Below are 26,911 nucleotides of genomic sequence, written 5' to 3'. Positions count from 1 at the left end.
TCTCAGGTTGGGGAATCGATCGGCGTGGCCAGGCGCGTCGGCAGGATGAACCCCGCGTCGCGGAAGTCCCACAACGTGGCCCGTTCCCCGGCGTGCGTGAGCGTGGCGACACGGGAATCGTCGATGGCGCCGATCTGGACGCAGGCAATGCCGCGATCGAGGAAGCGGCGTTCGACCGCCTGCGCATCGTCATCATCGACGGCCAGCAGGAAGCCATAGCTGGGGAATGCCGTCAGCCACCGCTCCAGCGGCACGCCATCGGGCCGGGGAATGCGCTCCAGCGCGATGCTGGCGCCCACCCCGGAGCATTCGAGCAGCATCAGCGCGGTGCCAAGCGCACCCGCCATGCTGATATCCTTGGCCGCGGCGCAAAGGCCGTCTTCGGCCAGCACCGGCAAGAGTTCGAGATCCGCGCGCAGCCGTTCGCCCGGTGCGCCCGTCGAGGCGTTCCAGAACGGGTACGGCTCCGCGAACGCGCCGCGCAGGTCCACCGCCATCAACAGGCGCTGCCCGGGACGCGCGGCGAAACTCGACAGCAGCTTGCGCGCCCGGCCAACGATCGCCACGGCAAGCTGGCTTTGCTCGCTTCGCGCATTGCTGTGACCGCCGACGATCGGCACGCCATAGGCGGCAGACGCCGCGGCCATGCCCTTGAGCACTTCGGCGGCGTCGGCGGCGCCATGGCTCCATAGCGCATCGACCACGGCAGTCGGCCTGCCGCCCATCGCATAGATATCGCTGATGTTGACCATGACCGCGCTGTAGCCGGCGAACCACGGCATCGTGCGGATGAAATCGCTGACCAGTCCTTCGATGGCGAACAGCAGGTAGCCGTCGCCATCCCGCCATGCCGCGCAGTCGTCGCCGACATCGACAGCCATGGCCGCGTTACGTCCGGCGGCCGCGGCGCCAAGGGGCGACAACATGGCCGGGATATCGGTCTTATGCGCAAAGCCGCGGCTGCTGCGCAGCGTGTGTACGAGATCGTCGAGGTTCATCGCACGGCCCTGCCTTCGGTAATCAGGCCCGCGTGCGGGGTATGGCAAGGCGGGTAATGGTTCAGGTCTGCCTGCATCAGGTGGTGCGGCCGCCCGAGCAGCGTCTCCTCTGCCAGGACGTTCCAATGCAAGCGCCTGAACAAGGGCACATTCTGGCTCTGCACGTGCGCAAGGAAGCGCTGGCAGCCGATCGCGTGGGCGCTGCTCACTGCCAGGCGGATCAGCGTCGCACCGATCTTGCCCTGGCTGCGATAGGCCGCATCCACTGCCAGGCGCGAGCCGAACCACACGCCCGGCTCGCTTTCATGGATGCGCACGGTGCCGACCACGGTCCCGGGATGACCCGGCAACTCGGGCTCGGAGCGCACCGCCACCAGCAGTTGCGCCACATCGTCCACCGCGTCCCGGTCGTCGCCCGCGAAGATGCCCTGCTCCTCGCAGAACACGGCCTGGCGCAGGCGATAGGCCTGCTCCGCCTCCCACGCGTGCTCCGCCCAGCGGATGCGGAACATCGGGATGCCTGGCACCTCGACGCAGAGATCGCTTTTCATGATGTCGCTCCGAAGGTCGCCAGTGCCGCCTCGCGCTCGTAGGTAGCCAGTGATGAGCACGCGCCGCACTTGCCGCAACCCGCCTTGATATCGGACGAGCGCATGCCGGCGGCGCTCAACATGGCGCCGAGCGGCTGCAGGATCGACTGCATGAAGGCCGGCGAGGGAGCCGGGTGGTCCTCCAGCGGCGTGCCGGAGATCGGCACGAAAGGCACCACGAACGGATACACCCCGAGTTCGATCAGCTCGCGCGAGATCGACAGGATGGCCTCTGCGGTATCGCCAAGTCCCGCCAGGATGTACGTGCTGACCTGCCCCCTGCCGAACACGGCAACGGCGGCCTTGAAGGCTTCCATGTAGCGGCTCGGCGGCACCGCCGCCTTGCCCGGCATGATGCGCTCGCGCACCGCCGGCGTGACGACCTCGAGGTGCATGCCGAGCGTGTCGATGCCGGCGGCCTTCATGCGCTCAAACCAGCGGTCGTCGTCGGGCGGCTCGCACTGCGCCTGGATCGGCAGGTCGACCGCGGCCTTGATGGCGAAGGCGCTCTCGCAAAGAATGGCCGCGCCCCGGTCCGGCGTCGGCGGCGTGCCGGTGGTCAGCACCATATGCCTGACGCCGTCGAGCAGCACCGCGGCGCGCGCCACTTCGGCCAGTTGCTCCGGCGTCTTGCGCGCGATCGTGCGGCCCGCCGCCAGGGACTGGCCGATCGAGCAGAACTTGCAGGTCTTCTTGCGGCTCTCGTAGCGGATGCAAGTCTGCAGCACCGTGGTGGCCAGCACATCGGCGCCATGCAGCGTGGCGATATGCGAGTACGGGATGCCCTCCAGCGTCTGCAGCGCATGGAAACGCGGCGCCTTCGGAAAGCTGATGCTGGCAATCGGGATGGTGCCGCGCATGAGTGCGCTGCGCCCCGTTCCGTCGGGCGCCTGCGCCACGAACGGCGAGTGCCACGCGGTGCTGGTATGCACCGGCACCATGATGGTCACGCCGTCGATGGTGACCGCCTTGTGGTCGGACGGACCCGCCCCGCCGCGCCGGCTGGCCGCCCCGGCATTCGGGTCTTGCAGGCGCAGCCCGACGGACTGCAGCTCAGTCATCAATTGCCGGCTCGAAGCCGGCACGGTCGCGCTGGATGTCATCGCGGATGCTCCCATGGAAGTTGGAGAAGGCGCCTGCCATCGGCACTGCCGTCGCCGCCGGCCGCTCATTGATGGCCAGGCTTAGCAGTTCCGGGCGCGCGTAGTGGCCCACCGAATCCATCATTCGCTTGCGCTTGGTGATGAGCGACATGTCGAGGTCGGCGATGACCATGCCCTCGCCCTCGCGCAACGGCGGCGCCAGGTGCTGGCCCTCCGGCGAAATAATTGCGGTGTTGCAGCCGCCGCGCAGCGCCTTCTGCAGCGCGGGATCGGTGGTCACGGAGGCGATCTGCGCTTCGGTCAGCCAGCCGGTGGCGTTGACGACGAAGCAGCCGGATTCCAGCGCGTGATGCCGGATCGTGACTTCGATCTGCTCGGCAAAGATCGGCCCGACCAGCGAGCCTGGGAACTGGCTGCAGTGGATTTCCTCGTGCTGGGTCATCAGCGCATAGCGGGCCAGCGGGTTGTAGTGCTCCCAGCACGCCAGCGCGCCGACGCGGCCGATCGCGGTGTCCGCGACCTTCAGGCCCGCCGCATCGCCCTGCCCCCAGATCATCCGTTCGTGAAAGGTGGGCGTGATCTTGCGGCGCTTGACCGCGAGGTTGCCCTCGGTGTCGAAGATAAGCTGCGTGTTGTACAGGCTGCCGTGGTCGCGCTCGTTCACGCCGAGCACCACGACCATGCCGTGCCGGCGTGCGCGCCCGGCGACGGCATCGGTGACCGGGCCGGGCACCACCACGGCCTGCTCGTACAGCCGCATGTGGTCGCTGCCGGAGTGCACCGGCGGCCGTACGAAGGAGAAGTACGGGTAGTACGGCACGAAGGTCTCCGGGAAGACGATCAGCTGCACGCCCTTCCCGGCGGCCTCGTCGATCGCCTCGCAGACCTTGGCCAGCGTGCCTGCGCCGCTCTCGAGGTCGGGCGCGATCTGGACCGCGGCCGCGCGCACAATGCGTTTCTGTGACATGGTGGTACCTGCCCTTTTGCTCAGACCGTCCAGGTGTCGATGATCAGCGCGTTCTCCTTGCGGTGCAGCAGCTTGAGGTCGAGCACATCGAGCGGACTGATCGGGCGGATACCCTCGATCAGCGAGGCCTCGCCATGGCCGTACAGGGCCTGCAGGGCGAAGCGGCAGGCGTAGACCTTGCCGCCCTCTTCCATGAACTTGGTGAGCTGCTTGTTGAAGTTCATGTGGCCGGGGAACGCTTCGTCGCCAAGCGTCGGGAAGCCGCGCTGAACGCCAAGGTTGACGCCGGGGCCGTACAGCAGGATCGAAGTCTCGAAGCCCTTGCGCAGCAGGCGCGTGGCCTGCAGCATGTTGACGAAGCCGATCGAGCCTTCGAAGGCGACGGTGTGGAAGGTCACCAGCGCCTTCTCGCCGGCCTCGGCCTTTACGTCCTCGAATACCTTCTCTTCATAGTCGACCAGGAAATCGCCCTTCTTGTGGGCCGGTTTGCTGACAGCAGGCATGCTTCTCTCCGTTGCGTTGATGGGGCAGTGCGGTCGATCGATCCCATGCCGATCGACCGTCCGGCGCCAGGCCGAACACGCCAACATCCGCAACCGATGTGCCACGCAATGCCCGCAGTCATGCGATCAATCTCCAATCAAGCCGAAGCCGACCAAATGATCGGCCCAATGATCGCAACGGCTTTGGCCATGGATGCCACCAAAGGCGCACAGCGCACGCCATGACGGTTTCGCCACAATGCACGTTTTTGAACGGGAGCAAGCCGCCCGGGTGCGCACGCGTGGTGCATGAACGTTGATATCGCACCATCATTGAGAACTTCAGATGCGATCGCCTGCGCGGCTTGGTAAGCGATCATTCGGGTGCTACCCTCAGGGCACTGAATTCCATCGCATCGCGCAGCGGGAGACCACGGTGTCCAACCTGACCAGCCATTGGGTAAAACGTATCGCCGGCAGTGCCAAGCCTGCCTATCTGCTGATTCCGGACCTGATCGAGGAGGCACTGGCCGACGGCCAGCTGCGCGCGCGCGACCGGCTGCCGCCGCTGCGCGACCTCGCCGAAGCGCTGCAACTGAACTACACCACCGTGGCGCGCGGCTACAGTGAAGCGAGGAAGCGGGGATTAATCGACACCAAGACAGGAAGCGGCACTTACGTGCGCGGACGTGCGCCCGCGATGCCGCTGCGCGGCGGCACGGGTGCGGAGATGACCATGAACATGCCGCCGGAGCCGCCCGCGATGACAGCGCGGCTTCGTGCCGCCATGGCGCAACTGCTCGAGGCTGCCGATCCCTACACGCTGCTGCGCTACCAGGACTTCGGCGGAACCCCGGCCGATCGCTCGGTCGCCGCGAAATGGCTGCGCCGCTGGGTGCCGGCGTGCAGCGCGGACACCGTGCTGGTCACGCCCGGCATCCACAGCGCGCTGGTCGCTCTGCTGTCGCAGCTCGCGCGCCCGGCGCAGACCATCTGTGCCGACACGCTGGCCTACCCCGGCATCAAGGCCATCGCCGCGCAGCTCAATATCCAGCTACAGGCGCTGCCCGGCGACGAGGATGGCCCGTTCGCCCACGCCTTCGAAGCCATGTGCAAGGCGCAGAAGCCAGCGGCGCTCTATTGCAACCCGACCATCCAGAACCCGAGCACGCGCACCATGCCGCAGGCACGCCGCGAGCAGCTCGCCGAAGTCGCGCTGCGCTACAGCGTGCCGATCATCGAGGACGATGCCTACGGCATGCTGCCGCTGCGGGCACCACAGACGTTTGCCGCGCTCGCCCCGGAACTCACGTATTACGTCACCGGCTTGTCCAAATGCCTGGGCGCCGGGCTGCGCATAGCGTTCCTGCACGCCCCCACGGCCCGGCAGGCGCAGCGCCTGGCTGGCACCCTGCGGGCAACGACGGTGATGGCGAGCCCCATCAACACACTGCTCGCTACATCCTGGATCAAGGACGGAACGGTAGACGACATGCTCAAGGCCATCCGCGCTGAAAGCGCGGCGCGGCAGTTGATTGCGCGCCATGTGCTCGAGGGCCTGGCCTATGACGCGGACCCGGAAGGCTTTCACCTGTGGCTGCCGATCCCGGCGGCTTCAGCGTGGAGCCCGTCGGAACTGGCGCTGCACCTGCGCTCGCGCGGCATCGGCGCGGTGTCGGCCGCCGCCTTCTCGACCGACGGCAACCCGCCCGATGCGATCCGCGTCTGCCTGGGCGGCCCGGGCGAGCGTGATGAGATCGAGGAGTCGCTAAGGATCATCGCGGAAACGCTCGACAATCCGCATCATTTGCATTCCGCGATGTTGTAGCCGGGGGTCTCCCCTTGATTCCCGCGCAGTTTTCCGCTGTTCAGCGCACTGCGCAGCCTGGCCCGGCGGGCGCCGGCATTCAGGGCGCTATCCCCTGACCGGGTCGGTGGCGGCTTCGTCGATCAACGCCGCAACCTCGGCTGGCTTCGAAGCCAGCGAAGCATGGCTTGCCGCCAGAGTCATGACCTTCCGGGGATTGAGCCGGGCCGACATCTTCAGTTGGTTCTCGGGGGCGATCATTCTGTCTTCGCTGGAAATCTGGTACCAGGACGGCTTCTTTTTCCAGGCCGGCGTCGTGATGACGTCGCCGAAGGTGCTTGCAAGCGGCGCCTTCTGCGTTACCGCCATCACCAGAGCGTCGTCGGGCGAAAGATCCTGGCAGAAGCTCTCATGGAACTTATCGGACTTGAGCCACAAGTAGCCGTCGCTGTCGGGTTCGAGATTGGGAGCCGCAACCGGAAGATGCTGCTGCGTAATGCCACCGGGGCTCTCCCCCGCATCTGGCGCAAACGCCGCGATATACACAAGCCCCACCACATTGGGCTGGTCACCCGCCTGGGTAATCACCGCACCACCGTACGAATGCCCCACCAGGAGGACCGGCCCGTTCTGCTGGGTAATCATCTTGCGGGTACGCTCGACATCGTCAGCAAGCGATGTCAGCGGCATTTCAACGGCGCGGACGCTCGTATACCCCTTTCGCGCCAGTTCAACGATGACTTTTCCCCAATGCGCGGCACCTCCCCAGAAGCCATGCACCAGAATAATCGAGGGCTTGCTCATGATCTGACTCCTATCTGCGAATGTAAGCTGTAAGCCGAACAATGCAACACGCTGCAGTCCCTCGGCGGTTGGGCTGCGCTCCAATCGATGCCACCGTCAGCCCTGATCCCCGCCGCCAACTGGCAAGACCGTGCCGGTAATGTACGAAGCCTCGTCCGATGCGAGAAACAAGATGGCATGCACCTGCTCGTCGATCGTGCCATAGCGGTGCATCAGGCTCGAGGCCCTGGTCTGGTCGACGATAGCCTGGTACCAGATGGCTTCCTGCTCGCTCTGAGCTTCCATGTTGCGCGGAATCCTGCGCGGCGGTGCCTCGGTGCCGCCGGTGGCCACTGCGTTGACACGCACGCCTTCGTGCGCATGCTCGAAGGCGAGGCTGGCCGTCAGTGCGTTGACGCCGCCCTTGGCCGCCGCGTAGGGCACACGGTGGATGCTGCGCGTGGCAATCGACGACACGTTGACGATGACACCCTGCCGGCGCGCGACCATGCCGGGCAGCACCGCCCGGCAACACCACAGCGTGGGGAACAGCGAGCGCCGGATCTCGGCTTCGATCTGGTCCTCCTCATAGGCCTGGAAGGGCTTGGCCCAGATTGTGCCGCCCACGTTGTTGACGAGGATGTCGATGCGGCCGAAGGCTGCTTCGGCCGCCTGCGCCATTTGCGTGGCGCCGGCATAGCGCTCCAGGTCGGCGTGCACTGCGATGGCCTGCCCGCCTGCAGCAACGATCTGTGCCGCGACTTCATCGACCAGCGCCGAGCGGTCGACCAGCGCCACCGAGGCGCCCTCGGCGGCGGCGGCCAGTGCGACGCCGCGGCCGATGCCTTGCGCGGCCCCGGTCACGATCATGGCTTTGCCGGCAAAGCGTGTAGCAGTTCTCATGTTGTCGTGCTCCTCGCTCATGCCGCGTTGCTGGCCGAGAACTTCTCATAGTAGAAGCCGGCGGGCGTGATGCCGCTCTGCTGCAGCCAGCCGCGCACCGCCTCCACCATCGCCACGGGGCCACACAGGTAGATGTCGACATCGCCGCCGTTGAGCCATTCCGGCTCCACATGCGCTGTGACATAGCCCTTGCGGGCGTGGTTGCTGGCAGCGTCAGCCACGCAGGTACGGTATTCGAAGCCGGGCAAGGCACCCTGGGCCGCATTGATGCGCGACAGCGCCACCAGGTCGATGTCGTTGGTGACCCCGTAGACCATGCGCACCGGCTGCGCACAGCCGCTGGCGGCCAGCACATCGAGCATCGACAGGAAGGGGGCGATGCCGGTGCCGCCGGCCAGGAACAGCACCGGCCGCGCCACCTCGCGCAGGTAGAAGCTGCCGTAGGGGCCCGAAAACGCCACGCGCTCGCCGGCCTTCGCCTGGCTGGTCAGCCACGTACTCATCCGGCCTTCCGGCACGTTGCGCACCACGAAGCCGGTGCGCGCGCTGCCGGGCGCGGAGCTGAAGGAATAGGAGCGCGTCTGGCTGGTGCCCGGGATCTCGACATTGACATACTGGCCGGGCAGGAAGTCCAGGCCGGCGGCCTCGTCCAGGTCGATGGAAAAGCCGATGGTCGAATCGGAGAGCTGTTCCAGCTCGGCCAGCGTCCCCTGGTAGGTGGTGACGCCGGTCTTGCACGCGGCCGACGAGGCGGGCACGCGGATCACGCAGTCCGAACGCGGGCGGGTCTGGCAGGCCAGCACGTAGCCCTCGGCAGCTTCCTCCGCGGTCAGTGCATCCTCGATATAGCTCGACGCCGGCAGGTCATAGCTGCCCGACTCGCACAGCCCGCGGCAGGTGCCGCAGGCGCCGTCGCGGCAGTCCAGCGGGATATTGATCTGCTGCCGATAGGCGGCATCGGACAGGGTCTCGTTCTCGCCGCAGGCGATGAACCTGGTGACGCCGTCCTCGAATTGCAGGGCGATGGTGTGTTCCATGGCGCGTTCCTCCAGCCTGGATCAGATGTGATAGATGTCGATGACCTGGTTGATGTAGTCGTTCTTGAGCACGACGTACTTGTCCAGGATGCGCGGCTGCCCGCCGGAGAGGTCGAGCGTGTAGCGCGACATGCCGAAATAGCTGTAGGTGGTCTGGTAGCGATGGCTCAGCGTGTGCCAGTTGAAACGCACGGTGCAGGTGTCGCCCGCCACCCCGAGCACTTCGACATTGCTCAGGTTGTGGCTGGTGCGCGTGTCCGGAATGGTGGCGCTGGAGCGCTCGGTCTTGATGCGGAACACGCGATCCTCCAGGCCCTGCCGGGTCGGGTAATAGATCAGCGAGATCTCGCGCTGCGGGTCGGTAATCAGCTTGCCGTCGTCATCCCAGCAGGGCATCCAGAACTTAGCGTCGGGGTGGTAGCACGCAAGCCATGCGTCCCACTCTTCGTCATCCAGCAGCCGTGCCTCGCGGTACAGGAAGGACTGGATGGCCGCAAGGTCGACCGGTTTGTCGAGGGTGATGTCGGCGGTGCTCATGCTGCGCTCCCTGCGGCGTCGGTGGCGTCGGTGGCTTCATTCGCAGCTTCGGCGGATTGCTCTGCCACGGCCTTCTTCATCACGTCCAGCCAGTAGCGGTGCTGCACCGTGTAGAGGCCCTCGTCCTCGGTGCGCACGCCGCTCATCACGGGCTTGAGTCCGATGCGCTGCGCGGCCTCGTCGGCACCGTCGATCCAGTGCTTCGCGCCGCGGCACATGTCGTTCCAGGCCAGTGCCTGCCCGGCGTAGCCCTGCTGGCAAGCGCGGAACTCCTCGAGGTCGTCGGGGGTGGCCATGCCGCTGACGTTGAAGAAGTCCTCGTACTGGCGGATGCGGCGCGCGCGCGCCTCGTCGGATTCGCCCTTCGGCGCGATGCAGTAGATGGTGACCTCGGTCTTGTCGACGGCCAGCGGACGCAGCAGGCGGATCTGCGAGCCGAACTGGTCCATCAGGTAGACGTTGGGATAGAGGCACAGGTTGCGCGAGTTCTGGATCATCCAGTCCGCGGTCTCCGCGCCGCAGCGCTCGGCGAATTCCTCGCGGCGGCTGAAGTTGGGGCGGTCCTCCGGGTTGGCCCAGCGCGTCCACAGCAGCATGTGGCCATGCTCGAAGGCATAGAAGCCGCCGCCCTGCTGCCCCCACTTGCCGGCGTCCATGGCGCGGATCTTGTCTTCCTGCGCGTTCTTCTGCTTGCGCTGGCTGGTGGTCGCGGCGTAGTTCCAGTGCACCGCCGACACATGGTAGCCATCGGCGCCGTTCTCGGCCTGCAGCTTCCAGTTGCCTTCGAACGTGTAGGTGGACGAGCCGCGCAGCACCTCAAGCCCGTCGGCCGACTGGTCGACGATCATGTCGATGACGCGCGCCGCTTCGCCGAGGAAATCCTGCAGCGGCGGCACGTCCGCGTTCAGGCTGCCGAACAGGAAGCCGCGGTAGTTCTCGAAGCGCGCCACCTTCTTCAGGTCGTGCGAGCCTTCCTTGTTGAAGCAGTCGGGATAGCCGGCGTTCTCGGGGTCCTTCACCTTCAGCAGCTTGCCGCTGTTATTGAAGGTCCAGCCGTGGAACGGGCAGGTATAGGTGGCCTTGTTGCCGCGCTTGTGGCGGCACAGCATGGCGCCGCGGTGGCTGCAGGCATTGATGAAAGCGTTCAGTTCGCCCTGGCGATTGCGCGCGATCACCACCGGCTGGCGGCCAATATGGGTGGTGTAGTAATCGTTGTTGTTCGGGATCTGGCTTTCGTGCGCCAGGTAGATCCAGTTACCCTCGAAGATGTGCTTCATCTCGAGTTCAAACAGGTCTTCGTCGGTGAAGGCCTGGCGGTGCAGCCGGTAGTCGCCGCTTGCCTTGTCTTCCACCAGGAAGGCATCGAGGTCGAGGCGCCCGGCGCTGGGGCGAACGGGGGCCTTGCCCTCCGGATAGATGGGGATCATGGAGTTGTCTCCTGCCGATGTCTTGTCTGCTGGACGGCGCTGCGCATGGCGCTGCCGCCCGGACTGGATCTGCCGGCCCGCGCGGCGGGCGGCACTACTACTGAAAATCAGGCGGCGGCGCGCTGGCGCTCCACCTCGGCGGCGGGGGCGCCGTCCTGCTCCGGCAGCAGCCGGAAATCGAAGTCGATCGAGGCGAACGGCTTGTCCACGCCGTGTTTGTCGAGCGCTGCGGCTTCGGTGACGCGGGTCACCGCCGGCACCAGCCCCTCGCGGCTGGCGAAGGCGAAGTCGTCCCACAGGTATTCGTCGCCGTCGATGTTGATCTGCGTGGTCAGCTTGCGGTGGCCGTCCGCCGACACGAAGAAGTGGATGTGGGCCGGGCGCCGGCCGTGGCGCGCGAGCTGGTCCAGCAGGCGCTGGGTGGTGCCTTCCGGCGGGCAGCCGTAGCCGTTGGGCACGTTGCTGCGGAACTGGTAGCGGCCATTGGCGTCGGTGATGACGGTGCGGCGCAGGTTGAAGTGCGACTGGGTCTTGTCGAAGAACGAGTAGTTGCCCATCAGGTTGGCGTGCCACACCTCGACCCTGGCGCCGTGCAGCGGCTTGCCGTCGGCGCCGTACACCGTGCCTTGCATGAACAGGACCTCGCCCTTGCCGTCGCTACCGTCGTCGAGCCGGGCAAAGCCAGTGCTTTCCGGGGCGCCGGCCACGTAGAGCGGGCCTTCGATGGTGCGCGGGGTGCCGCCGGTCAGGCCGGCGCGGGCTTCGGCCTCGTCGGCGCGGACGTCGAGAAAGCGTTCCAGCCCCAGGCCGGCGGCGAGCAGGCCCAACTCCTGGGTGGCGCCCGCCTCGGCGAAGTACTCAATGCCCTTCCAGACTTCGCTGGCGCTCAGGTCGAGGTCCTCGATCGCCTTGAACAGGTCCGCGGTCAGGCGGACTACCACCTGCTGCACGCGCGGGTCGGGGGTGCCTTGCGTGCCGGTGGCGACGATAAAGCTGTGGACCAGGGCGTCGATTTCCGAGTGAGTCATGGGGGTCTCCATAGTTGTGGTTGGGTCCCGGACCATGCTTTGCAGGTATCGAGCTTGTCTTCCGGGCACGGATGGAGCATAGTCAACGCCAGTTTTGGCAGTCCAACACCGATTTAGTATCCGCTTGATACTCAGGAGGTATAGTCGTGGAATTGCGGCACCTGCGTTACTTCGTGGCCGTGGCAGAGGAACGCAACTTCACCCGGGCGGCCGAGCGGCTGCATATCGCACAGCCGCCGCTGTCGCGCCAGATCCAGCAACTGGAGGAAGACCTGGGTGTGCAACTCTTCGAGCGCCATTCGCGCCCGCTGAAGCTGACCGACACCGGGCGCTTCTTCTATACCCACGCGCTGCAACTGCTGGCCCAGACCGCAGAACTGCAGGCGATGACCAAGCGGGTCGGCAAGATCGAGCACAAGATGTCGGTCGGCTTTGTCGGCTCCACGCTGTATGGGATGCTGCCGCGGATCATCCGGCGCTTCCGGCAGATGCACGCGGATCTCGAACTGAGCCTGCACGAGATGTCGACCATGGATCAGATCAAGGCGCTCAAGGAGGGGCGCATCGACGTGGGCTTCGGGCGCATTCGCCACGAAGACCCGTCGGTGCGGCGCGTGGTGCTGCGCGAGGAGCGCATGATCGTGGCGCTGCCGGTCGGCCATCCGCTGGCTGACGCCAAGCCCGAGCTCGCGCTGCACGACCTGGTCGGCGAGCCGCTCATCATCTTCCCCAAGGCGCCGCGCCCGAGCTTTGCCGACCAGGTGCTGGCCGCCTTCCACGACCGCGCCCTGAAGCCGCGCCGCCTGCACGAGGTGCGCGAGCTGCAGATCGCGCTCGGGCTGGTGGCGATGGGCGAAGGCATCTCGGTGGTCCCGAGCAGCGTCTACGGGCTCAAGCGGGGCGACGTGACCTACAAGGAACTGGACGATCCCAAGCTGGTGTCGCCCATTATCATGAGCACGCGCATGCTGGACGAGTCGGCCGACCTGCGCTCGCTGCGGGACATGATCTACCAGCTCTACGAGGATGAGGGCATGGCCTACCTGCCGCCGCCGAAGGAATAAGGAGCAACGGGCGGTCCATACTCTGGAGGTATGGAATCAGACGCCAACGGTCTTGGACACCCAAAAAATCGCCCTCCATACTCCGGTGCAACGTTCAACTGCATCAGGAAGGTATGAAAGTGGCGACGCAGCAAAGCATCACGGCCATCGAGTCCATCGAGGCCATCCTGGTCGATCTACCGACCATCCGGCCGCACCAGCTCGCCATGGCGACCATGCAGCGGCAGACCCTCGTGATCGTCCGCCTGCGCTGCGCCGATGGCGTGGAGGGCATCGGCGAGGCCACCACCATCGGCGGACTGTCGTATGGCGACGAGAGCCCCGAGGGCATCAAGCTGACCATCGACGCTTACCTCGCCCCGGCGCTGCTCGGGCAGGACGCCACCAACGTGCACGCCGCCATGGCGCGGCTGAACAAGGTGGCGCGCGGCAACCGCTTCGCCAAGTCGGCGCTGGAAACCGCGCTGCTGGACGCGCAGGGCAAGCGTCTCGGCGTGCCGCTGGCGACACTGCTGGGCGGCGCCGTGCGCGACACCCTGCCGGTGCTGTGGACGCTGGCCAGCGGCGACACCGCGCGGGACATCGACGAGGCGGAGCGCCTGCTTGCCGAGCGCCGCCATGACACCTTCAAGCTCAAGATCGGCCGGCGCAGCGTGCGCGAGGACGTGGCACACGTTTCGGCGATCAAGCGCGCGCTGGGCGAGCGGGCGCGCGTCACGGTGGACGTCAACCAGGCCTGGAACGAAGCGGATGCCGCCACCGGCATTGCCATGCTGGAGGCCGCCGGCATCGACCTGATCGAGCAGCCCACGCCGCGCGAACAACGCGCCGCGCTGGCGCGTCTGGCGGCGCGCTTCGTGGTGCCCATCATGGCCGACGAAGCCGTGTGCGGGCCCGAGGACGCGATGGAACTGGCCCGCATCGGCGGCGCCGACGTGTTCGCCCTGAAGATCGCCAAGTCGGGCGGCATCTTCGGCATGCTGCGCACGGCCGCGGTGGGCGATGCGGCCGGCATCGCGCTGTATGGCGGCACCATGCTCGAAGGCAGCATCGGCACCATAGCCGCCGCCCACGGCTTTGCGACCCTGCCGCAACTGGCGTGGGGCACCGAACTGTTCGGCCCGCTGCTGCTGAAGGACGACATCGTGGCCGAGCGCCCCGTCTACCGCGACTTCGCGTTGCACCTGCCGCAGGGCCCCGGCCTCGGCATGGCACTGGACGAGGACAAGCTCGCCCACTACCGGCGCGACCGCGCCTGATTCCCTGCAATCAGACCCCATGAGAATCCAAGCGAGGAGATACCAATGCTGTATCTGGTAAGAATGGACGTGAGCCTGCCGCACGACATGCCCGCCGCGCAGGCGGAGGACATCAAGGCGCGCGAGAAAGCCTATGCGCAGGACCTGCAGCGCCAGGGCAAGTGGCAGCAGCTCTACCGCGTGGTCGGCGAGTATGCCAACTACAGCGTGTTCGATGTCGAGTCCAACGAGGCGCTGCACACGCTGCTGTCGGGGCTGCCGCTGTTCCCGTACATGAAGATCGCCGTCACCCCGCTGGCGCCGCATCCTTCATCGATCCGCTGAGGGAGACCGCGTCATGTGCATTGCCACCCGCGACGGGCTTCGCCTTCACTATGAACTTCACGGTCCGGCCGGCGCGCCGGTGCTGGTCCTGTCCAACTCGCTGGGCACCACCCTGTCGATGTGGGATCCGCAGATGCCGGCGCTGCTGGAGCGCTTCCGCGTGCTGCGCTACGACACGCGCGGCCATGGCGCCTCCGGCGCGCCAACAGCGCCGTTCGGCATGGCCGAGCTCGGTGCCGACGTGCTGGCGGTGATGGACCATGCCGGTGTCGATCACGCCCACTTCTGCGGCCTGTCGATGGGCGGCATGACCGGCATCTGGCTGGCACGCCATCAGCCCGCGCGCTTCGGCCGCTTCGTGCTGGCGAATACCGCGGCGCTGATCGGCCCGGCGTCCGGCTGGAACACGCGCATCGAGCGCGTCCGCAACGAGGGCATGGCGGAGATTGCCGAGGGCGTGCTGGCCCGCTGGTTCACGCCGGCCGCGCTGGCAGGCGATCCGGAGCACATGGCGCCCGTGCTCGCCATGCTCGCCTCCACGGATCCCGACGGCTATATCGCCAACTGCGCCGCTGTGCGCGATGCCGACCTGCGCGGCCTGCTGCCAGGCATCCGGTCGCGCGTGCTGGTGATCGCGGGCGTGCAGGATGCCGCCACCACGCCGGAACAGGGCCGCGAGCTGGCGCAAGGCATTGCCGACGCCGAATACCTCGCGCTCAACGCCGCGCATTTGTCCAACTGGGAATTGCCCGAGGCGTTTTCGCACGCGGTGATCCACTTCCTGTCACAGGCGTGATGCACTAACCCCTCCCGGAGCCTCGATATGACCCAGCCCTGCATTATCTCCGTCGCCATCACCGGCTCGCTGCCGCGCAAGCGTGACAACCCTGCCGTGCCGATCACTGTCAGCGAGCAGGTCGAGTCCACCCAGGCCGCATTCGAGGCGGGGGCCACGCTCGTCCACCTGCACGTGCGCAATGACGACGAGACGCCCTCCTCCGAGCCGGACCGCTTTGCCAGCGTGCTGGAGGGCATCCGCAAGCATGCGCCGGGCATCATCACGCAGGTCTCCACCGGCGGCCGCTCCGGCGCGGGAAAGGAGCGAGGCGGGATGCTGGCGTTGCGGCCGGACATGGCGTCGCTTGCCACCGGCTCGGTCAATTTCCCGACACGCGTCTATGACAATCCGCCAGACCTGGTGGACTGGCTCGCCGCGGAAATGAAGGCCTACGCCGTCAAGCCCGAGATAGAGGCCTTCGACCTGTCGATGATCTTCCAGGCGGTGGCCATGCAACAGGCCGGCAAGATCGACGGCGCGCTGCATATCCAGTTCGTGATGGGGATCAAAAATGCGATGCCGGTCGATCGCGAGGTGCTCGCCTTCTACGTGCACACCCTGCGGCGCCTGGCACCCGATGCGACCTGGACCGGCGCTGGCATCGGCCGGGACCAGTTGACGATGGCGCGCTGGTCGCTCGAACTGGGCGGCCATTGCCGCACCGGCCTGGAAGACAATGTGCGGCTTGACAAGCAGACACTGGCGCCCTCCAACGCCGCGCTGGTCAGCCAGCTAGCGGCCTTGTGCGAGGAATATGGGCGCCCCGTGGCGACAGTGGCCCAGGCGCGCGCGCTCCTGGGGCTGCCATCAATGGAAATCGACGGGCGTTCGCCCTTGTAGTTCAAGGCCTAATCGAAGACGCGCCGTGCCGCAGCCTGAAAATCGCCTGATTTCGCGGCGCCTATACAGGCTGGCTGAGCCTGCCCGCCCCATCAGTGCCCCACGCTTCACAACCCGACGAAATCCGGCTGGATTAGTATCACCATAGTGATTTAATTATCATGCAAACAATGCATGAACACAGGAATTACCCGTATACGTCACGGATACATGCATCATGATATTGACGCATCTCCGTACATCGACCATATTTCGCTCCATCGGCGTGAGCGTCGTTGCCCGGCGGTGCCACGCTGGGACGTCATGAACGATTCCAAGGGCGTAACTGGTGGAGGAGACACACAATGCAGCACATAGACGTGCATAAACTGGCCGATGAGGCCAGATTCAACAGATTTCATGCACGGGTCCTGGCCTGGTGCCTGCTGGTGATCATCATTGACGGCTACGACATTGCCGTGGCGGGTGCCGCGCTGCCGTCGATCATGAAGGAAATGGGCGTCACTGCCTCGACGGCCGGCTTCATGGCCAGTTCAGCGCTGTTTGGCATGATGTTCGGCGCCATCTTCCTCGGTGCCCTGTCCGACAAGATCGGTCGTCGATGGACCATTTCGCTGTGCGTGTTCCTGTTCAGCGTGTTCACCGCGGCAGCGGGCCTTACCAGCGACCCGGTCACGTTCAGCGTGATGCGCTTTATCGCAGGCCTCGGGATCGGCGGCGTCATGCCGAACATCGTTGCGCAGATGACCGAGTATTCGCCACGGCGGATCCGCAGCTTTATGACGACCGTGATGTTCTCCGGATATGCGATCGGCGGCATCCTGGCCGCCGTGATCGGCAAGCAGTTCATCGCAGGGTTCGGCTGGCAGGTGGTCTTCTTTGCGGCGGGTGTGCCGGTGCTCCTGATCCCCTTCATCCTGAAGACGATGCCGGAGTCGCTGTCATTCCTGGTGTCGCGCCAGAACGAGCGCGACCTGCGTGAAGTCGTGCGACGCATCGATCCGCAACTGCGGCTGGATGCCGGTGCCACCTTCCAGCTTCCGAAGCAGGACCGCGCCGCCGGCGCACCGGTGACGCGCTTGTTCCAGGATGGCCGCGGCTTCAGCACGATCATGTTCTGGATCGCATTCTTTACCGGCTTGTTCATGGTCTACGCGCTCAGCACGTGGCTGACCAAGCTGATGGCGATGTCGGGGTACAGCCTCGGCTCGGCGCTGAGCTTTGTCATCGCGCTGAACCTCGGGGCAGTGGTCGGTGCGATCGGTGGCGGCTGGCTTGCCGACCGTTTCCACATCAAGTGGGTGCTGGTGAGCATGTACGCGCTCGGCGCCTTCTTCCTGTACCTGATGACGTTCAAGACCTCGACTGACGTGCTCTACCTGCTTATCGGTGCCGTCGGCGCTTGCACCACCGGCGCACAGATCGTGGCGTATGCCTACAGCGGGCAGTTCTATCCCATGTCGATCCGCTCCACGGGTGTCGGCATGGCTTCGGGTATCGGGCGGCTGGGTGCCATCGTGGCACCGGTGCTGATCGGCCTGATCGTCTCGCTCAAGCTGCCGCTGGAACAGAACTTCCTGGTGATCGGTGCGGCGGGCATCATGGGTGCCCTGGCGCTGGCCTGCATCAACCATCGGCTGTCCGCATCCGGGCAGCATGTCGATACGGCGGTCAGTTCTAGCCCGGCGCCGGCACCAACGGCTGCGGACGCGCGGATCTGAGCATGGTGGCGCATCGCGAGGTGCGCTGCCCAACCGATCGCGTTGCCATGGCAGGGATTCGCTCCGCGAAGGCATACCGGTCGGGATGGAAGAAATGCCAGGGGCAACACGCCTTGCGTCAGGACCGCGAAAGCGAGCTTGAGGCCCGCACCGCTTCCGTATCGGAAGCGGCCCCCTGGCTGCCGCGTCGCCTTGCGTGAGCGAGTGACGCGGGTAGAAAACAACTACACGGCTTTCACGCTTTACAGGCTCACGTCCTCGGGTTGCGCGCCAGCGTAGCCTTCGACCACCACGACATCGCCGGTCGATCCAGCCTTGCGCAGGCTGGCTGCGATCTGATACTCCGGTGACCGGTAGCATGCGAGCGCGGTTTCGTAGTCGTCGAACTCGATCACCACCAGGCGCGACCGGAAACTGCCTTCCACCACGTCGGCATTGCCACCCCTGATCAGATACCGCCCCCCATACTTCCGATAGGCGATCTGATTGGCTTCGCTATACGCCGCGAACTTCTCCGGGTCGGTAATCTCTACCTGACCGATCCAATATCCCTTGGGCATGTGTTGCTCCTGGCTGTCTGCGGTTAGATGTTGCTTGTGTCTACGGAATCAAAACGCTGGATCCGATAGTCTTCCTGCCCTCGAGGGCAATGTGAGCCTGTGCGGCATCGGCGAGTGCATAGCGATTGCCGATGTTCGCCTTCACCGTTCTGCTTTGCATCATGGCGAACAGGTCGGCAGCCATGTCGTCGAGATCGGTTCGGCGGGCGGCATAGTGAAACAACTGCGGCCGCGTGAAGAAGAGCGAACCTCGTTTGGTGAACTCGAATGCCTCAATCGGCGGCAACGGCCCGGATGAGTTCCCGAAGCTGACGAACGTGCCGAGCGGGGCCAGGCAGTTGAGCGATCCGACATAGGTGTCCTTGCCGATGGAGTCATAGACCACCGGCACCCCTTCCCCGCCGGTGATCTCACGCACTCGACTGGTGAAGTCTTCGCGGGAATAAACGATGGGGAAGTCGCACCCGTTTGCGCGGGCCAGTTCCGCCTTCTCATCCGAGCTGACCGTGCCGATGACCCGCGCACCCAGTGCCCTGGCCCACTGGCAGACCAGCAAACCCACCCCTCCCGCCGCAGCATGGATCAGGATCGTGTCGCCGGCCTTCACGCGATATGCCCTGCGCAGCAGGTATTGCGTCGTCAGGCCCTGCAGCGTCACCGCGGCGGCCTCTTCGAAACCCACGCCGTCCGGGATATGGATCAGCTCGCCCTGCGGAACCGCGCGTTCCAGCGCGTACGAGCCCGGCACGCTGCCCGCATAGGCCACCCGATCGCCAACCCGGAAGCTGGTCACGCCAGCCCCGACGGCAGTGACCACGCCCGCTGCCTCCATGCCGATGCCGCCGGGAAGCGGCATCGGATACAGCCCCGTGCGGAAATACACGTCGATGAAGTTGACCCCCACGGCGTGATGCCTGACCTGGACCTCGCCGGCGCGTGGTTCGCCAAGGTCAACGCCTACCCACTCCATGACTTCCGGTCCGCCGGTCTCGCGGATCCTGATCGCCTTTGTTTTGCTCATGCCGGCAGCCCCTCATATCCTTCGATCACGACGATATCTCCCTGCGAATACGGCTCGCGCAGAGCCATCGCGGCCCGATACTCGGGCGACCGATAGCATGCCAGTGCCGTCTGGTAGTCCCTGAACTCGATCACCACCACGCGCGAACGAAGCGATCCCTCCACGACTTCCTTCTCGCCGTTGCGGATGATGAAGCGCCCGCCGAAATTCTCGAACACAGCCTTGTTGGCCTCGATATAGCCTTTGTAGCCGTCGACATCGGTGACGTCCACCAATGCGATCCAGTAGCCTTTACGCATGGCTTCTCCTCACTGAACTGCCGCGACCGGATCAGCCGGCTGCAGCACGCGGAGATGGCTCGCGACCAGCTCGCCGAGCCTGGCGATGCCCTCTTCGATCTTCTGCGGCGGCACCGTGACGAAGGCGAGCCGCAGGGTGTTGTTGCGTGGCGTGATGGCATAGAACGGCGCGCCGGGAACGAAGGCCACGTTCCTGGCTACCGCTGCTTCGAGCAAGGCCATGGTGTCGATGGCCGCCGGCAGTTCGACCCAGATAAACATGCCCCCTTCCGGCGTGCTCCACCGTACCCCCTCGGGCATGTGTCGCGACAGTGCGTCGAGCATGGCCGCGCAGTGCTTGCCATAGAGATCGCAGACCGAAGCGATATGGCTGTCGAGCATGCCGGTCTTCAGGACTTCGTAGGCGACGCGCTGCGTGAAGCTGGGCGTGTGCAGGTCGGAAGCCTGCTTTGCCTGCACCAGCTTGGCGTGGATCGCCGGCGGCGCCAGCATGTAGCCCAGGCGCAAACCCGGCGCCAGGATCTTGGAGAACGACCCCATGTAGATCACGCCTTCCGGGTTCAGCGAATGCAGCGACGGCAGCGGCGAACCGCTATAGCGCAGCTCGCCATAGGGGTTGTCCTCGACCAGCAGAACACCAAGCTCCCTGGCTCGCGCCACCAGCTCCTTGCGGCGCTCCAGCGGCAGCCGGCGCCCCGTTGGATTCTGGAAATTCGGGATCGTGTACAGGAACCTGGCGCTGGCCGCGAGCGCTTCGGTCAGCGCCTCCGGCTGCAGGCCCTGGTCGTCGGTCGGCACCTCGGCGTAGGCTGGTTCGGAAAGCGAGAACGCCTGCAACGCGCCAAGGTAGGTCGGCGCTTCCACCAGCACCTTGCTGCCCGGGTCGATGAAGACCTTGGCCAGCAGGTCCAGTGCCTGCTGCGAGCCCGTGGTGATCAGCACATGAGCGCTGTCCACCCCGTGCTTCTCCGCCACCCACTGGCGCAGCGGCTGCAGCCCCTCGGTCGGCGCATACTGCAATGCCGCCGCGGGAGAATCGGCAAACAAGCGTTCGCACGCGGCCTGGAGCGCCGCTACAGGGAAGGTCTGCGCGGACGGGAGACCGCCGGCGAAGGAGATGATCTCCGGCTTCTCCGTCAGCTTCAGGACTTCGCGGATGACGGAACTGGTCAGTGCTTGCGCACGGCGCGAGAATTGGATGTCGTTGCTTTTCATATGAATGGTCTACCTTGTTTCCCTGGCCGCCTGGTCAAGCGGCATTGGCACTGATGAGTTGTTGTTTGCCGCTTTCACCGCCGGCCCCGTCCGTTATCCCCGCCAGCGCCGCGGCACGCCGCGCGGCATGGGCCTCCATGGCCTGCGCCTTCACCGGGCCGAAGCCCCGAATCTCCATCGGCATTGCCGCAAATTCGACCGCCTGCTGGAGCGTCTGCGGCGTGAGCTGCGCGCAGACCTTCCGGACATCATGGAAGTACTCGGAGATGAGGCGTCGCTCCGCGCGTCGCTCGGCGGTATAGCCGAAGAGATCCAGCGGCGTTCCCCGCAGCCCTCGAAGACCGGAAATCGCCTTGAGCACAGGAAAGATCCACGGCCCGAACTTGCGCTTCTGCGGCCGGCGGGTCTTCGGATCGGTACGGGACAGCAGCGGCGGTGCCAGCCAGAGCGATACCTTGTCCGCCTGCGAGAACTGGTTCTGCAACGACTCGCGGAATGCCGGTGCGGTGTACAGGCGGGCCACCTCATACTCGTCCTTGTACGCCATCAGCTTGTAGGCGCTGCGGGCCACGGCCGTGGTCAATGCCTCGCTGCCGGGCTTCGCCTGGGTCTCCGCGGCTCTCACCAAGGCAATCAGGTCGAGATACTTCTTTGCATAGTCGTTGCCCTGGTATTCGACGAGCTGGCGTTGATGCAGATCGATCAGCGCATCCAGCGAAACCGCCTCCGGGTTCGATGCAAGCGGCTGCTCCCCGATGGCATCCAGTGCATCCGGCCTGGCCGCGGCGATACGTCCCCAGTTGAACGCCGACTTGTTCATCTCGACGGCCGCGCCATTGCGCTCGATCGCCTGTTCGATCGCTTCGCGGCTCAACGGGACCAGCCCCTGCTGCCACGCATAACCGAGCATCATGGTGTGCGTCGGCAACGTATCGCCGAAGATGCGCTGCGCCAGCGCGCCGGCATCCATGGCATGGAACGATGCGCCGTGGCACCGGCTGCGGACCCGGTCATGCATCAGCCTGACCGGCAATGCGGCGTCCCGGTTGCGGATCACATCCGGCGTGGGCGTTTCCGCCAGGTTGAGGACGGCGGCGGTGCGGCCCGGCGCCAGCCGGGTCAGCGAGTCGACCGCCGCGGACACCACCAGGTCGGCGCCCAGCAGCAGGTCGGCCTTGCCTTCGCCGATGCGCGACGCCGGGATCTGGAAGTCGGCCATCGCGATACGCACCTGGCTGACGACGGCACCGTTCTTCTGCGCCATGCCGGTGAAGTCGAGCACCGTAGCCGCCAGGTCGTCGAAGCTTGCCGCCGCGCCGAGCAAGGCGCCCATCGTCAGGACGCCGGAGCCGCCGATGCCGGTGATGTAGATGTTGAACGGCTCGTCCAGCGCGGGGAGTGCCGGTGCAGCCAGTTTGGCAACCAGCTCCGCCTCCATGGCGGCCAGCCGCCGCTTGTCCGGCTTGCGCAGCGCGACACCTTCCACCTCGACGAAGCTCGGGCAGAAGCCCTTGACGCAGGAGAAGTCCTTGTTGCAGGCGCTCTGGTTGATGGTGCGCTTGCGCCCGAGCGCGGTTTCGAGCGGCTCGATGGAGATGCAGTTCGACTGCACCGAGCAATCGCCGCAACCCTCGCAGACCTGGTGATTGATAAACAAGCGCCGGTCCGGGTCCGGCATCTCCTTGCGCTTGCGGCGCCGCCGCTTCTCGGCCGCGCAGGTCTGCTCGTAGACGATCGCCGTGACGCCGGCAATCTCCCTGAGCTGGCGCTGGACCGCATCGAGCTGGTCGCGATGGAAGACCTCCACCCCTGGCGCCAGCTCCTTATTGCCCTGCCATCGCGCAGGATCGTCGGTGACCAGCGCAATCCGGCCCACGCCCTCCGCGTGCAGTTGCCGCGTGATGCGGGCGGGATCGTTCACGCCCTCCGCGGGCTGCCCGCCGGTCATCGCGACCGCGTCGTTGTACAGGATCTTGTAGGTGATGTTGGTCTTCGCGGCGATGGCGGCACGGATCGCAAGCAGGCCGGAGTGCTGGTAGGTGCCGTCGCCGAGGTTCTGGAACACGTGCGCCGTTTTGGAGAACGGTGCCGCGCCAACCCACTGCGCGCCCTCGCCGCCCATGTGGCTCATTACCCTGGTCTTCAGTTCCGGCTGGGAGATCGCCATCACGTGGCAGCCGATCCCGCCGCTGCTGATCGAGCCGTCCGGCGTGCGCGTCGAGGTGTTGTGCGGGCAACCCGAGCAGAAGTATGGCCGGCGGATGGGGATGACGGCAGCGGAAGGCTCCTTCGCGGCGGCGTCGAGGACGGCAAGGCGATCCTGCATCCAGGGCGCGTCGATGCCGTTGGCCAGCACCCGGCGCACCAGCACGCCGGCAACGAGGTTGGCACTCAGCTCGGATATCTCCGGCAGCAGCGCCGCGCCATCCTGGTCGGTCTTGCCGGTCACGACGGGGCGTTCCGACGCGGGCCGGTGGAACAGCGCCTGCTTGAGCTGGGCCTCGACGTTGGCGCGCTTCTCTTCGACCACGAGCACTTCCCGATGCCCCGCCGCGAACGCGCACGCGCCCTCGGTTTCCAGTGGCCAGCTCATCGCCACCTTGTAGACGGAGACGCCCATGGCGCGCAGGTCGGCATCGGCCAGGCCAAGGTCGCGGCACGCCTGCATCAGGTCCTGGTGTGCCTTGCCGACGGTGATGATCCCGAGCCGCCTGGCGGGCGCCTCGACCACGACGCGGTCGAGCCGGTTCGCCCTTGCCCATGCGCGCGCGGCGGGGAGGCGTTCTTCGATCAGGCGGCGCTCGAGTTCCGCGCGCTCGCCTGGCCATGCCACGCTCGGATCCCAGTTGAGTCCGTGGGCGGGCACGGTGAAGTCGGCCGGTTCGACGAAGGCCGGCCAGGCACCCAGGTCGACGGTGGCAGCGGTTTCCACCACCTCCGCGATCGTCTTCAGCGATACCCATAGCCCGGAGAAGCGCGACATCGCGATGCCAGCCAGGCCGAGCTCGATGACCTCGCGCACATTCCCCGGCTGCAGCACGGGAATCGATGCCGAATGAAAGATGCCGTCGGTCTGGTGCGGAAACGTGGACGACTGCGCGGCGTGGTCATCGCCGGAAACGGCGAGCACGCCGCCCAGTTTCGACGTGCCAAGCATGTTGGCGCAGCGGAAGACGTCGCCCGTGCGGTCTACGCCCGGGCCCTTTCCGTACCAGATGCCAAAGACGCCGTCGGCTTTGGTTTCGCCGAAGGCGCGGTGCATCTGTGCACCCCATAGGGCGGTGGCGGCAAGGTCCTCATTGAGACCCGGCTGGAACACCACATCATGGGCCGCGAGCTGCTTCGATGCCTTCCACAGTTGCTGGTCGTACGCGCCGAGCGGCGACCCACGGTAGCCGGATACCAGGCCGGCCGTGCTGAGGCCGCGCGCACGGTCGAGCTCGCGCTGTATCATCGGCAGGCGAACCAGTGCCTGTATGCCGGTCAGGAATGTTCGTTGCTCGGCTGCCGCCGAACCCGATGCGCTGGGCAACGTCGCTTGATTAACCACGCGTGTCTCCGGGGGGATTTCATCTTGAAAATGGATGAGTTAGTTTAGGTTTCGCCCCGCATCGATCTGCACCAAAGTGCATTACATGTTGGTCGTTTTGTAGTACGTTTGAACTACCTCAAGCCAAGCGCACAGATCAAATGAACTATGTCCACAATCTCGACAAAGCAGACCTGCAAATCCTGCGGGAACTGGCGCGCGACGGGCGGCTGAGTTGGCGGGAACTGTCGGAGCGGATCGGGCTGTCGCTGACGCCTACGCTCAAGCGCGTCCACAGGCTTGAGGAACAGGGATATATCCGCGGCTACGTGGCGCGGCTGGACGAAGGCAAGCTGATCGGGGAACTCAATGTGTTCGTCGCCGTCACGCTGGAGAACCAGTCGGAGGCCGCGATTGCCCGCTTCGAGAAGGAGATTGTTGTCGCGCCGGAGGTCATGAGCTGCTTCACCATGACCGGCGATGCGGACTTCATTTTGCGTGTGGTGGTACCGGATATGGGGTCGTATCAGAACTTCCTGACCCGGACGCTGACGCGCATCAAGGGCGTCGAGCACATACGGTCCAGCTTTGCCCTCAAGGCTGTGCTGAACCGTACGTCTCCGATGCTATAGCGCGGTGGACTGTCAGCGGGAGGCCGGCTCGTCATCGCGAGCCTCCTCCATCATGCTCAACCGCTTGTAGAGGTAAGAGCGGGAGATACCGAGCTCTTCCGCCACGCGCTTCTTGTTGCCACCCGTGCGCCGCATGGCCTCGAGAATCAGCTCGCATTCCACCCGTTCCTTGGCCTCGCGGATATCCGCCTTGCCCTTTCCGACCGGGCTGTCGGTGCCTGCCGGGCGTCTTCCCGGCGATTGGTCGGCCCCTTCGAGGCTGCCGAAGTCGGCGATGGACAACGCGGGACCATCGCAGAAGATCGCCGCACGCTCGATCGCGTGCTGCAGCTGCCGGATGTTGCCCGGCCACGCGCAAGACTGCAGGTGGCGGATGGCCGACTCGGAAATGGCCTTCTTGGGGGCACCGTGCCGCGACGCAAATGCCTCGAGGAAGGTGTCGGCAAGTTCGGGGATGTCTTCGAGGCGATCGCGCAGCGCGGGCAGGCGCAAGGTGACCGCGCTGATCCGGTAGAACAGGTCGAGCCGGAACGTCGAGCTGGCGATCATGGACTTGAAGTCGCGATTACTGGCTGAGATCAGCCGAAAATCGGAATGCCGGGCCCGTTCGCCGCCGATGCGCTCGAACTGGCCGTCTTGCAGCACGCGCAGCAGTTTCACCTGCATGTCGATCGGCATGTCACCGATTTCGTCCAGGAACATGGTGCCGGTGTCCGCCGCCTCGAACTTGCCCTTTCGCCCCTTCCGGTCCGCTCCGGTAAATGCCCCGGGCTCATAGCCGAACAACTCGCTTTCCACCAGATTCGGGGGCATCGCCGCAGCGTTGACGAGGATCAGCGGCTTGTCGCTGCGGGGGCTCAGCATATGGATGGCATGGGCGACCATCTCCTTGCCCGTGCCGCTCTCGCCGGCCAGCAGGACCGGTACGTCGAGCGGCGCGACCCGCAGGATGTCCTCCTTGAGCCTGCGTACTGCATCGCTGCTGCCGACAATCTGGTCCAGGCCGTAGCTGCGATTGCGGATGCCTGAGAGCTCGCGCTTGTAGAAGTCCAGTTCCTGCTTGACTCGCGCCAGCTCGCCGGTCAGCTCCCGCATCGCCTCCGGTCCTTTGAACATCACCTGTCCGATGGCGGCCACCACCCGCTTGTTGCTGTCGAAGATCGGCAGGCGCGAAACGACGCGCGTGACGCCATTCATCTCCTGCAGCTGTGCGACCTGCGCCTTGCCAGTCTTTACTACTTCTTGGAGCTTGCTGTTCTCGATGACCTCGGTCACCGGACGGCCGATTGCCTCGCCATGCTTGAGCCGGAAGAACCGCTCATGGACCGGGCTCATGTAGGTGATCTTGCCCGCGGTATCGACCACCACCATGGCCTTGTAGGGGTCGGTCACAAAGTGCCTGAGGATGTCCTCGGCCGAATCCACGCTGGCCAGGAATTCCGTCAGTTCGTCTGCTTCCTGCATGGCAAAGATCAGGAAGCAGACGGCATCGCGGGTAGGAATGGCCGCCACCGTCAGCGGGCGTTCCAGTTCCGTCATGGCTGAAAGCCGCTTGACGGGAACGCGGGCGCGGTTCTGCCACATGCGGCTCAGCGAACCGGAGACCAGCGTGTCGCGGCCCAGTCCGCTTGCAAATGTCGTCTTGCCCTCGTTGTCCAGGACGAGGATGCCTTCCGATTCTCGTTTCATGTCTCCACCACATGGGGAGCGTGGCCGGCGGTGAGTGTCTTCGCCGAAGACACAAGTGCCTTTCCGACTACGCTCGAGTACAGCTCGAATACAGTCCAATTCTAAGACCTGCTGCGCTTGTCTGCCGCGCTGATGCAGGCCTTTCGCGGCTTCCAGGCCAAGCGGGAATTGGGTCTCGGGAACTCGCACCGGATCACTGCAAAGCGCATGCCAAACCACTGGCACGCCCTTTGCGGTTACCGGTGCGACCTTGTTCAA

25 protein-coding genes are annotated in these 26,911 nt (G+C 65.6%); 8 read left to right on the top strand and 17 right to left on the bottom strand.

Annotated elements, in window-relative coordinates; all coding sequences use genetic code 11:
- Window positions 1-2: 2 nt before the first annotated feature.
- The 5 genes from ACW4E8_RS25010 to ACW4E8_RS24990 are packed head-to-tail and all read right to left on the bottom strand — an operon-like array spanning window position 3 to window position 4,161.
- The gene (locus ACW4E8_RS25010; RefSeq protein WP_456806967.1) at window positions 3-998 is read right to left on the bottom strand and encodes a sll0787 family AIR synthase-like protein; all 996 of its coding nucleotides are present in this window, start codon (window positions 996-998) and stop codon (window positions 3-5) included.
- Window positions 995-1,549 carry an MSMEG_0567/Sll0786 family nitrogen starvation N-acetyltransferase gene (locus ACW4E8_RS25005; protein ID WP_456806966.1) on the bottom strand — a complete coding sequence of 185 codons (555 nt, stop codon included), beginning with the start codon at window positions 1,547-1,549 and terminating at the stop codon, window positions 995-997. Before ACW4E8_RS25005 ends, ACW4E8_RS25010 begins: the two co-directional genes overlap by 4 nt.
- Window positions 1,546-2,649 carry an MSMEG_0568 family radical SAM protein gene (locus ACW4E8_RS25000; RefSeq protein ID WP_456807056.1) on the bottom strand — a complete coding sequence of 368 codons (1,104 nt, stop codon included), beginning with the start codon at window positions 2,647-2,649 and terminating at the stop codon, window positions 1,546-1,548. Before ACW4E8_RS25000 ends, ACW4E8_RS25005 begins: the two co-directional genes overlap by 4 nt.
- Window positions 2,642-3,658, bottom strand: a complete 1,017-nt coding sequence (locus ACW4E8_RS24995; protein ID WP_114132751.1) for a Nit6803 family nitrilase — start codon at window positions 3,656-3,658, stop codon at window positions 2,642-2,644. Before ACW4E8_RS24995 ends, ACW4E8_RS25000 begins: the two co-directional genes overlap by 8 nt.
- Window positions 3,659-3,678: 20 nt before the next feature.
- Complete coding sequence (locus ACW4E8_RS24990) at window positions 3,679-4,161, bottom strand: MSMEG_0572/Sll0783 family nitrogen starvation response protein (protein WP_456806965.1); 483 nt, start codon at window positions 4,159-4,161, stop codon at window positions 3,679-3,681.
- Between the two features lie 415 nt (window positions 4,162-4,576).
- On the opposite strand from ACW4E8_RS24990, the gene ACW4E8_RS24985 reads away from it, so the two are divergent.
- Entirely contained in the window at window positions 4,577-5,968 is a 1,392-nt protein-coding gene (locus ACW4E8_RS24985; RefSeq protein ID WP_456806964.1) for an aminotransferase-like domain-containing protein, read from the top strand.
- Window positions 5,969-6,055: 87 nt separating this feature from the next.
- On the opposite strand, the gene ACW4E8_RS24980 is transcribed toward ACW4E8_RS24985, so the two are convergent.
- The 6 genes from ACW4E8_RS24980 to catA all read right to left on the bottom strand — a co-directional run bounded on the left by ACW4E8_RS24980 (window position 6,056) and on the right by catA (window position 11,662).
- The gene (locus ACW4E8_RS24980) at window positions 6,056-6,751 is read right to left on the bottom strand and encodes an alpha/beta hydrolase (RefSeq protein ID WP_456806963.1); all 696 of its coding nucleotides are present in this window, start codon (window positions 6,749-6,751) and stop codon (window positions 6,056-6,058) included.
- A 96-nt stretch (window positions 6,752-6,847) separates the two neighbouring features.
- Window positions 6,848-7,633 carry a 1,6-dihydroxycyclohexa-2,4-diene-1-carboxylate dehydrogenase gene (locus ACW4E8_RS24975; protein ID WP_456806962.1) on the bottom strand — a complete coding sequence of 262 codons (786 nt, stop codon included), beginning with the start codon at window positions 7,631-7,633 and terminating at the stop codon, window positions 6,848-6,850.
- Window positions 7,634-7,650: 17 nt separating this feature from the next.
- Window positions 7,651-8,670, bottom strand: coding sequence for a benzoate 1,2-dioxygenase electron transfer component BenC (gene benC, locus ACW4E8_RS24970; protein ID WP_456806961.1), 1,020 nt, complete (start codon window positions 8,668-8,670; stop codon window positions 7,651-7,653).
- Between the two features lie 21 nt (window positions 8,671-8,691).
- Window positions 8,692-9,207 (bottom strand): benzoate 1,2-dioxygenase small subunit, encoded by a 516-nt coding sequence (gene benB / locus ACW4E8_RS24965; protein ID WP_456806960.1) that lies wholly within the window; start codon window positions 9,205-9,207, stop codon window positions 8,692-8,694.
- Window positions 9,204-10,634, bottom strand: coding sequence for a benzoate 1,2-dioxygenase large subunit (gene benA, locus ACW4E8_RS24960; RefSeq protein WP_456806959.1), 1,431 nt, complete (start codon window positions 10,632-10,634; stop codon window positions 9,204-9,206). The genes benB and benA overlap by 4 nt, the downstream gene beginning before the upstream one ends.
- Before the next feature lie 107 nt (window positions 10,635-10,741).
- Complete coding sequence (gene catA / locus ACW4E8_RS24955; RefSeq protein ID WP_456806958.1) at window positions 10,742-11,662, bottom strand: catechol 1,2-dioxygenase; 921 nt, start codon at window positions 11,660-11,662, stop codon at window positions 10,742-10,744.
- Between the two features lie 146 nt (window positions 11,663-11,808).
- Here catA and ACW4E8_RS24950 point away from each other — a divergent pair, with 146 nt between their 5' ends.
- From ACW4E8_RS24950 to ACW4E8_RS24925, 6 genes are all read left to right on the top strand, one after another.
- Window positions 11,809-12,726 (top strand): LysR family transcriptional regulator, encoded by a 918-nt coding sequence (locus tag ACW4E8_RS24950; RefSeq protein WP_456806957.1) that lies wholly within the window; start codon window positions 11,809-11,811, stop codon window positions 12,724-12,726.
- A 113-nt stretch (window positions 12,727-12,839) separates the two neighbouring features.
- Window positions 12,840-13,985, top strand: a complete 1,146-nt coding sequence (locus tag ACW4E8_RS24945) for a muconate/chloromuconate family cycloisomerase (RefSeq protein WP_456806956.1) — start codon at window positions 12,840-12,842, stop codon at window positions 13,983-13,985.
- 45 nt (window positions 13,986-14,030) lie between these two features.
- Window positions 14,031-14,309 (top strand): muconolactone Delta-isomerase, encoded by a 279-nt coding sequence (gene catC / locus ACW4E8_RS24940; protein ID WP_010811732.1) that lies wholly within the window; start codon window positions 14,031-14,033, stop codon window positions 14,307-14,309.
- A gap of 13 nt (window positions 14,310-14,322) precedes the next feature.
- A complete protein-coding gene (gene pcaD, locus ACW4E8_RS24935) occupies window positions 14,323-15,105 on the top strand; it encodes a 3-oxoadipate enol-lactonase (RefSeq protein WP_456806955.1) in 783 nt (260 codons plus the stop codon).
- Window positions 15,106-15,132: 27 nt separating this feature from the next.
- Window positions 15,133-15,987: a 3-keto-5-aminohexanoate cleavage protein gene (locus ACW4E8_RS24930; RefSeq protein ID WP_456806954.1), complete on the top strand. Its 855-nt coding sequence runs from the start codon at window positions 15,133-15,135 to the stop codon at window positions 15,985-15,987.
- Window positions 15,988-16,331: 344 nt separating this feature from the next.
- Window positions 16,332-17,708: an MFS transporter gene (locus tag ACW4E8_RS24925; protein ID WP_456806953.1), complete on the top strand. Its 1,377-nt coding sequence runs from the start codon at window positions 16,332-16,334 to the stop codon at window positions 17,706-17,708.
- A gap of 242 nt (window positions 17,709-17,950) precedes the next feature.
- Here ACW4E8_RS24925 and ACW4E8_RS24920 read toward each other — a convergent pair whose 3' ends face one another.
- From ACW4E8_RS24920 to ACW4E8_RS24900, 5 genes are read right to left on the bottom strand one after another with little or no spacing between them, the layout of a single operon-like run.
- Window positions 17,951-18,268, bottom strand: coding sequence for a DUF1330 domain-containing protein (locus tag ACW4E8_RS24920; protein ID WP_456806952.1), 318 nt, complete (start codon window positions 18,266-18,268; stop codon window positions 17,951-17,953).
- Between the two features lie 40 nt (window positions 18,269-18,308).
- Window positions 18,309-19,289, bottom strand: coding sequence for a quinone oxidoreductase family protein (locus ACW4E8_RS24915; RefSeq protein ID WP_456806951.1), 981 nt, complete (start codon window positions 19,287-19,289; stop codon window positions 18,309-18,311).
- Window positions 19,286-19,588 (bottom strand): DUF1330 domain-containing protein, encoded by a 303-nt coding sequence (locus ACW4E8_RS24910; protein WP_456806950.1) that lies wholly within the window; start codon window positions 19,586-19,588, stop codon window positions 19,286-19,288. The genes ACW4E8_RS24915 and ACW4E8_RS24910 overlap by 4 nt, the downstream gene beginning before the upstream one ends.
- Before the next feature lie 9 nt (window positions 19,589-19,597).
- On the bottom strand, window positions 19,598-20,803 hold the full coding sequence (locus ACW4E8_RS24905) for an aminotransferase-like domain-containing protein (RefSeq protein ID WP_456806949.1): 1,206 nt from the start codon (window positions 20,801-20,803) through the stop codon (window positions 19,598-19,600).
- A gap of 34 nt (window positions 20,804-20,837) precedes the next feature.
- Complete coding sequence (locus tag ACW4E8_RS24900; protein WP_456806948.1) at window positions 20,838-24,353, bottom strand: indolepyruvate ferredoxin oxidoreductase family protein; 3,516 nt, start codon at window positions 24,351-24,353, stop codon at window positions 20,838-20,840.
- A 140-nt stretch (window positions 24,354-24,493) separates the two neighbouring features.
- Between ACW4E8_RS24900 and ACW4E8_RS24895 the strand changes: the two genes are divergently transcribed.
- Complete coding sequence (locus ACW4E8_RS24895) at window positions 24,494-24,964, top strand: Lrp/AsnC family transcriptional regulator (RefSeq protein WP_456806947.1); 471 nt, start codon at window positions 24,494-24,496, stop codon at window positions 24,962-24,964.
- A 12-nt stretch (window positions 24,965-24,976) separates the two neighbouring features.
- Here ACW4E8_RS24895 and ACW4E8_RS24890 read toward each other — a convergent pair whose 3' ends face one another.
- The gene (locus tag ACW4E8_RS24890) at window positions 24,977-26,911 is read right to left on the bottom strand and encodes a sigma-54 interaction domain-containing protein (protein WP_456806946.1); all 1,935 of its coding nucleotides are present in this window, start codon (window positions 26,909-26,911) and stop codon (window positions 24,977-24,979) included.

The sequence above is a fragment of the Cupriavidus sp. CP313 genome (genome assembly GCF_054072015.1).
Note: the sequence above shows the minus strand (reverse complement) of the source record. Positions and strands in the feature narration are given on the sequence as shown.

Coding starts and splice junctions, on each gene's coding strand:
- catC (WP_010811732.1), top strand. CDS start 14,031: ATGCTGTATCTGGTAAGAATGGACGTGAGCCTGCCGCACGACATGCCC.
- ACW4E8_RS24930 (WP_456806954.1), top strand. CDS start 15,133: ATGACCCAGCCCTGCATTATCTCCGTCGCCATCACCGGCTCGCTGCCG.
- ACW4E8_RS24995 (WP_114132751.1), bottom strand. CDS start 3,658: ATGTCACAGAAACGCATTGTGCGCGCGGCCGCGGTCCAGATCGCGCCC.
- ACW4E8_RS24980 (WP_456806963.1), bottom strand. CDS start 6,751: ATGAGCAAGCCCTCGATTATTCTGGTGCATGGCTTCTGGGGAGGTGCC.
- ACW4E8_RS25000 (WP_456807056.1), bottom strand. CDS start 2,649: ATGACTGAGCTGCAGTCCGTCGGGCTGCGCCTGCAAGACCCGAATGCC.
- ACW4E8_RS24945 (WP_456806956.1), top strand. CDS start 12,840: ATGAAAGTGGCGACGCAGCAAAGCATCACGGCCATCGAGTCCATCGAG.
- ACW4E8_RS24990 (WP_456806965.1), bottom strand. CDS start 4,161: ATGCCTGCTGTCAGCAAACCGGCCCACAAGAAGGGCGATTTCCTGGTC.
- ACW4E8_RS25005 (WP_456806966.1), bottom strand. CDS start 1,549: ATGAAAAGCGATCTCTGCGTCGAGGTGCCAGGCATCCCGATGTTCCGC.
- ACW4E8_RS24910 (WP_456806950.1), bottom strand. CDS start 19,588: ATGCGTAAAGGCTACTGGATCGCATTGGTGGACGTCACCGATGTCGAC.
- pcaD (WP_456806955.1), top strand. CDS start 14,323: ATGTGCATTGCCACCCGCGACGGGCTTCGCCTTCACTATGAACTTCAC.
- benB (WP_456806960.1), bottom strand. CDS start 9,207: ATGAGCACCGCCGACATCACCCTCGACAAACCGGTCGACCTTGCGGCC.
- ACW4E8_RS24975 (WP_456806962.1), bottom strand. CDS start 7,633: ATGAGAACTGCTACACGCTTTGCCGGCAAAGCCATGATCGTGACCGGG.
- ACW4E8_RS24920 (WP_456806952.1), bottom strand. CDS start 18,268: ATGCCCAAGGGATATTGGATCGGTCAGGTAGAGATTACCGACCCGGAG.
- ACW4E8_RS24895 (WP_456806947.1), top strand. CDS start 24,494: ATGAACTATGTCCACAATCTCGACAAAGCAGACCTGCAAATCCTGCGG.
- ACW4E8_RS24925 (WP_456806953.1), top strand. CDS start 16,332: ATGCAGCACATAGACGTGCATAAACTGGCCGATGAGGCCAGATTCAAC.
- ACW4E8_RS24905 (WP_456806949.1), bottom strand. CDS start 20,803: ATGAAAAGCAACGACATCCAATTCTCGCGCCGTGCGCAAGCACTGACC.
- ACW4E8_RS24915 (WP_456806951.1), bottom strand. CDS start 19,289: ATGAGCAAAACAAAGGCGATCAGGATCCGCGAGACCGGCGGACCGGAA.
- benC (WP_456806961.1), bottom strand. CDS start 8,670: ATGGAACACACCATCGCCCTGCAATTCGAGGACGGCGTCACCAGGTTC.
- ACW4E8_RS25010 (WP_456806967.1), bottom strand. CDS start 998: ATGAACCTCGACGATCTCGTACACACGCTGCGCAGCAGCCGCGGCTTT.
- catA (WP_456806958.1), bottom strand. CDS start 11,662: ATGACTCACTCGGAAATCGACGCCCTGGTCCACAGCTTTATCGTCGCC.
- benA (WP_456806959.1), bottom strand. CDS start 10,634: ATGATCCCCATCTATCCGGAGGGCAAGGCCCCCGTTCGCCCCAGCGCC.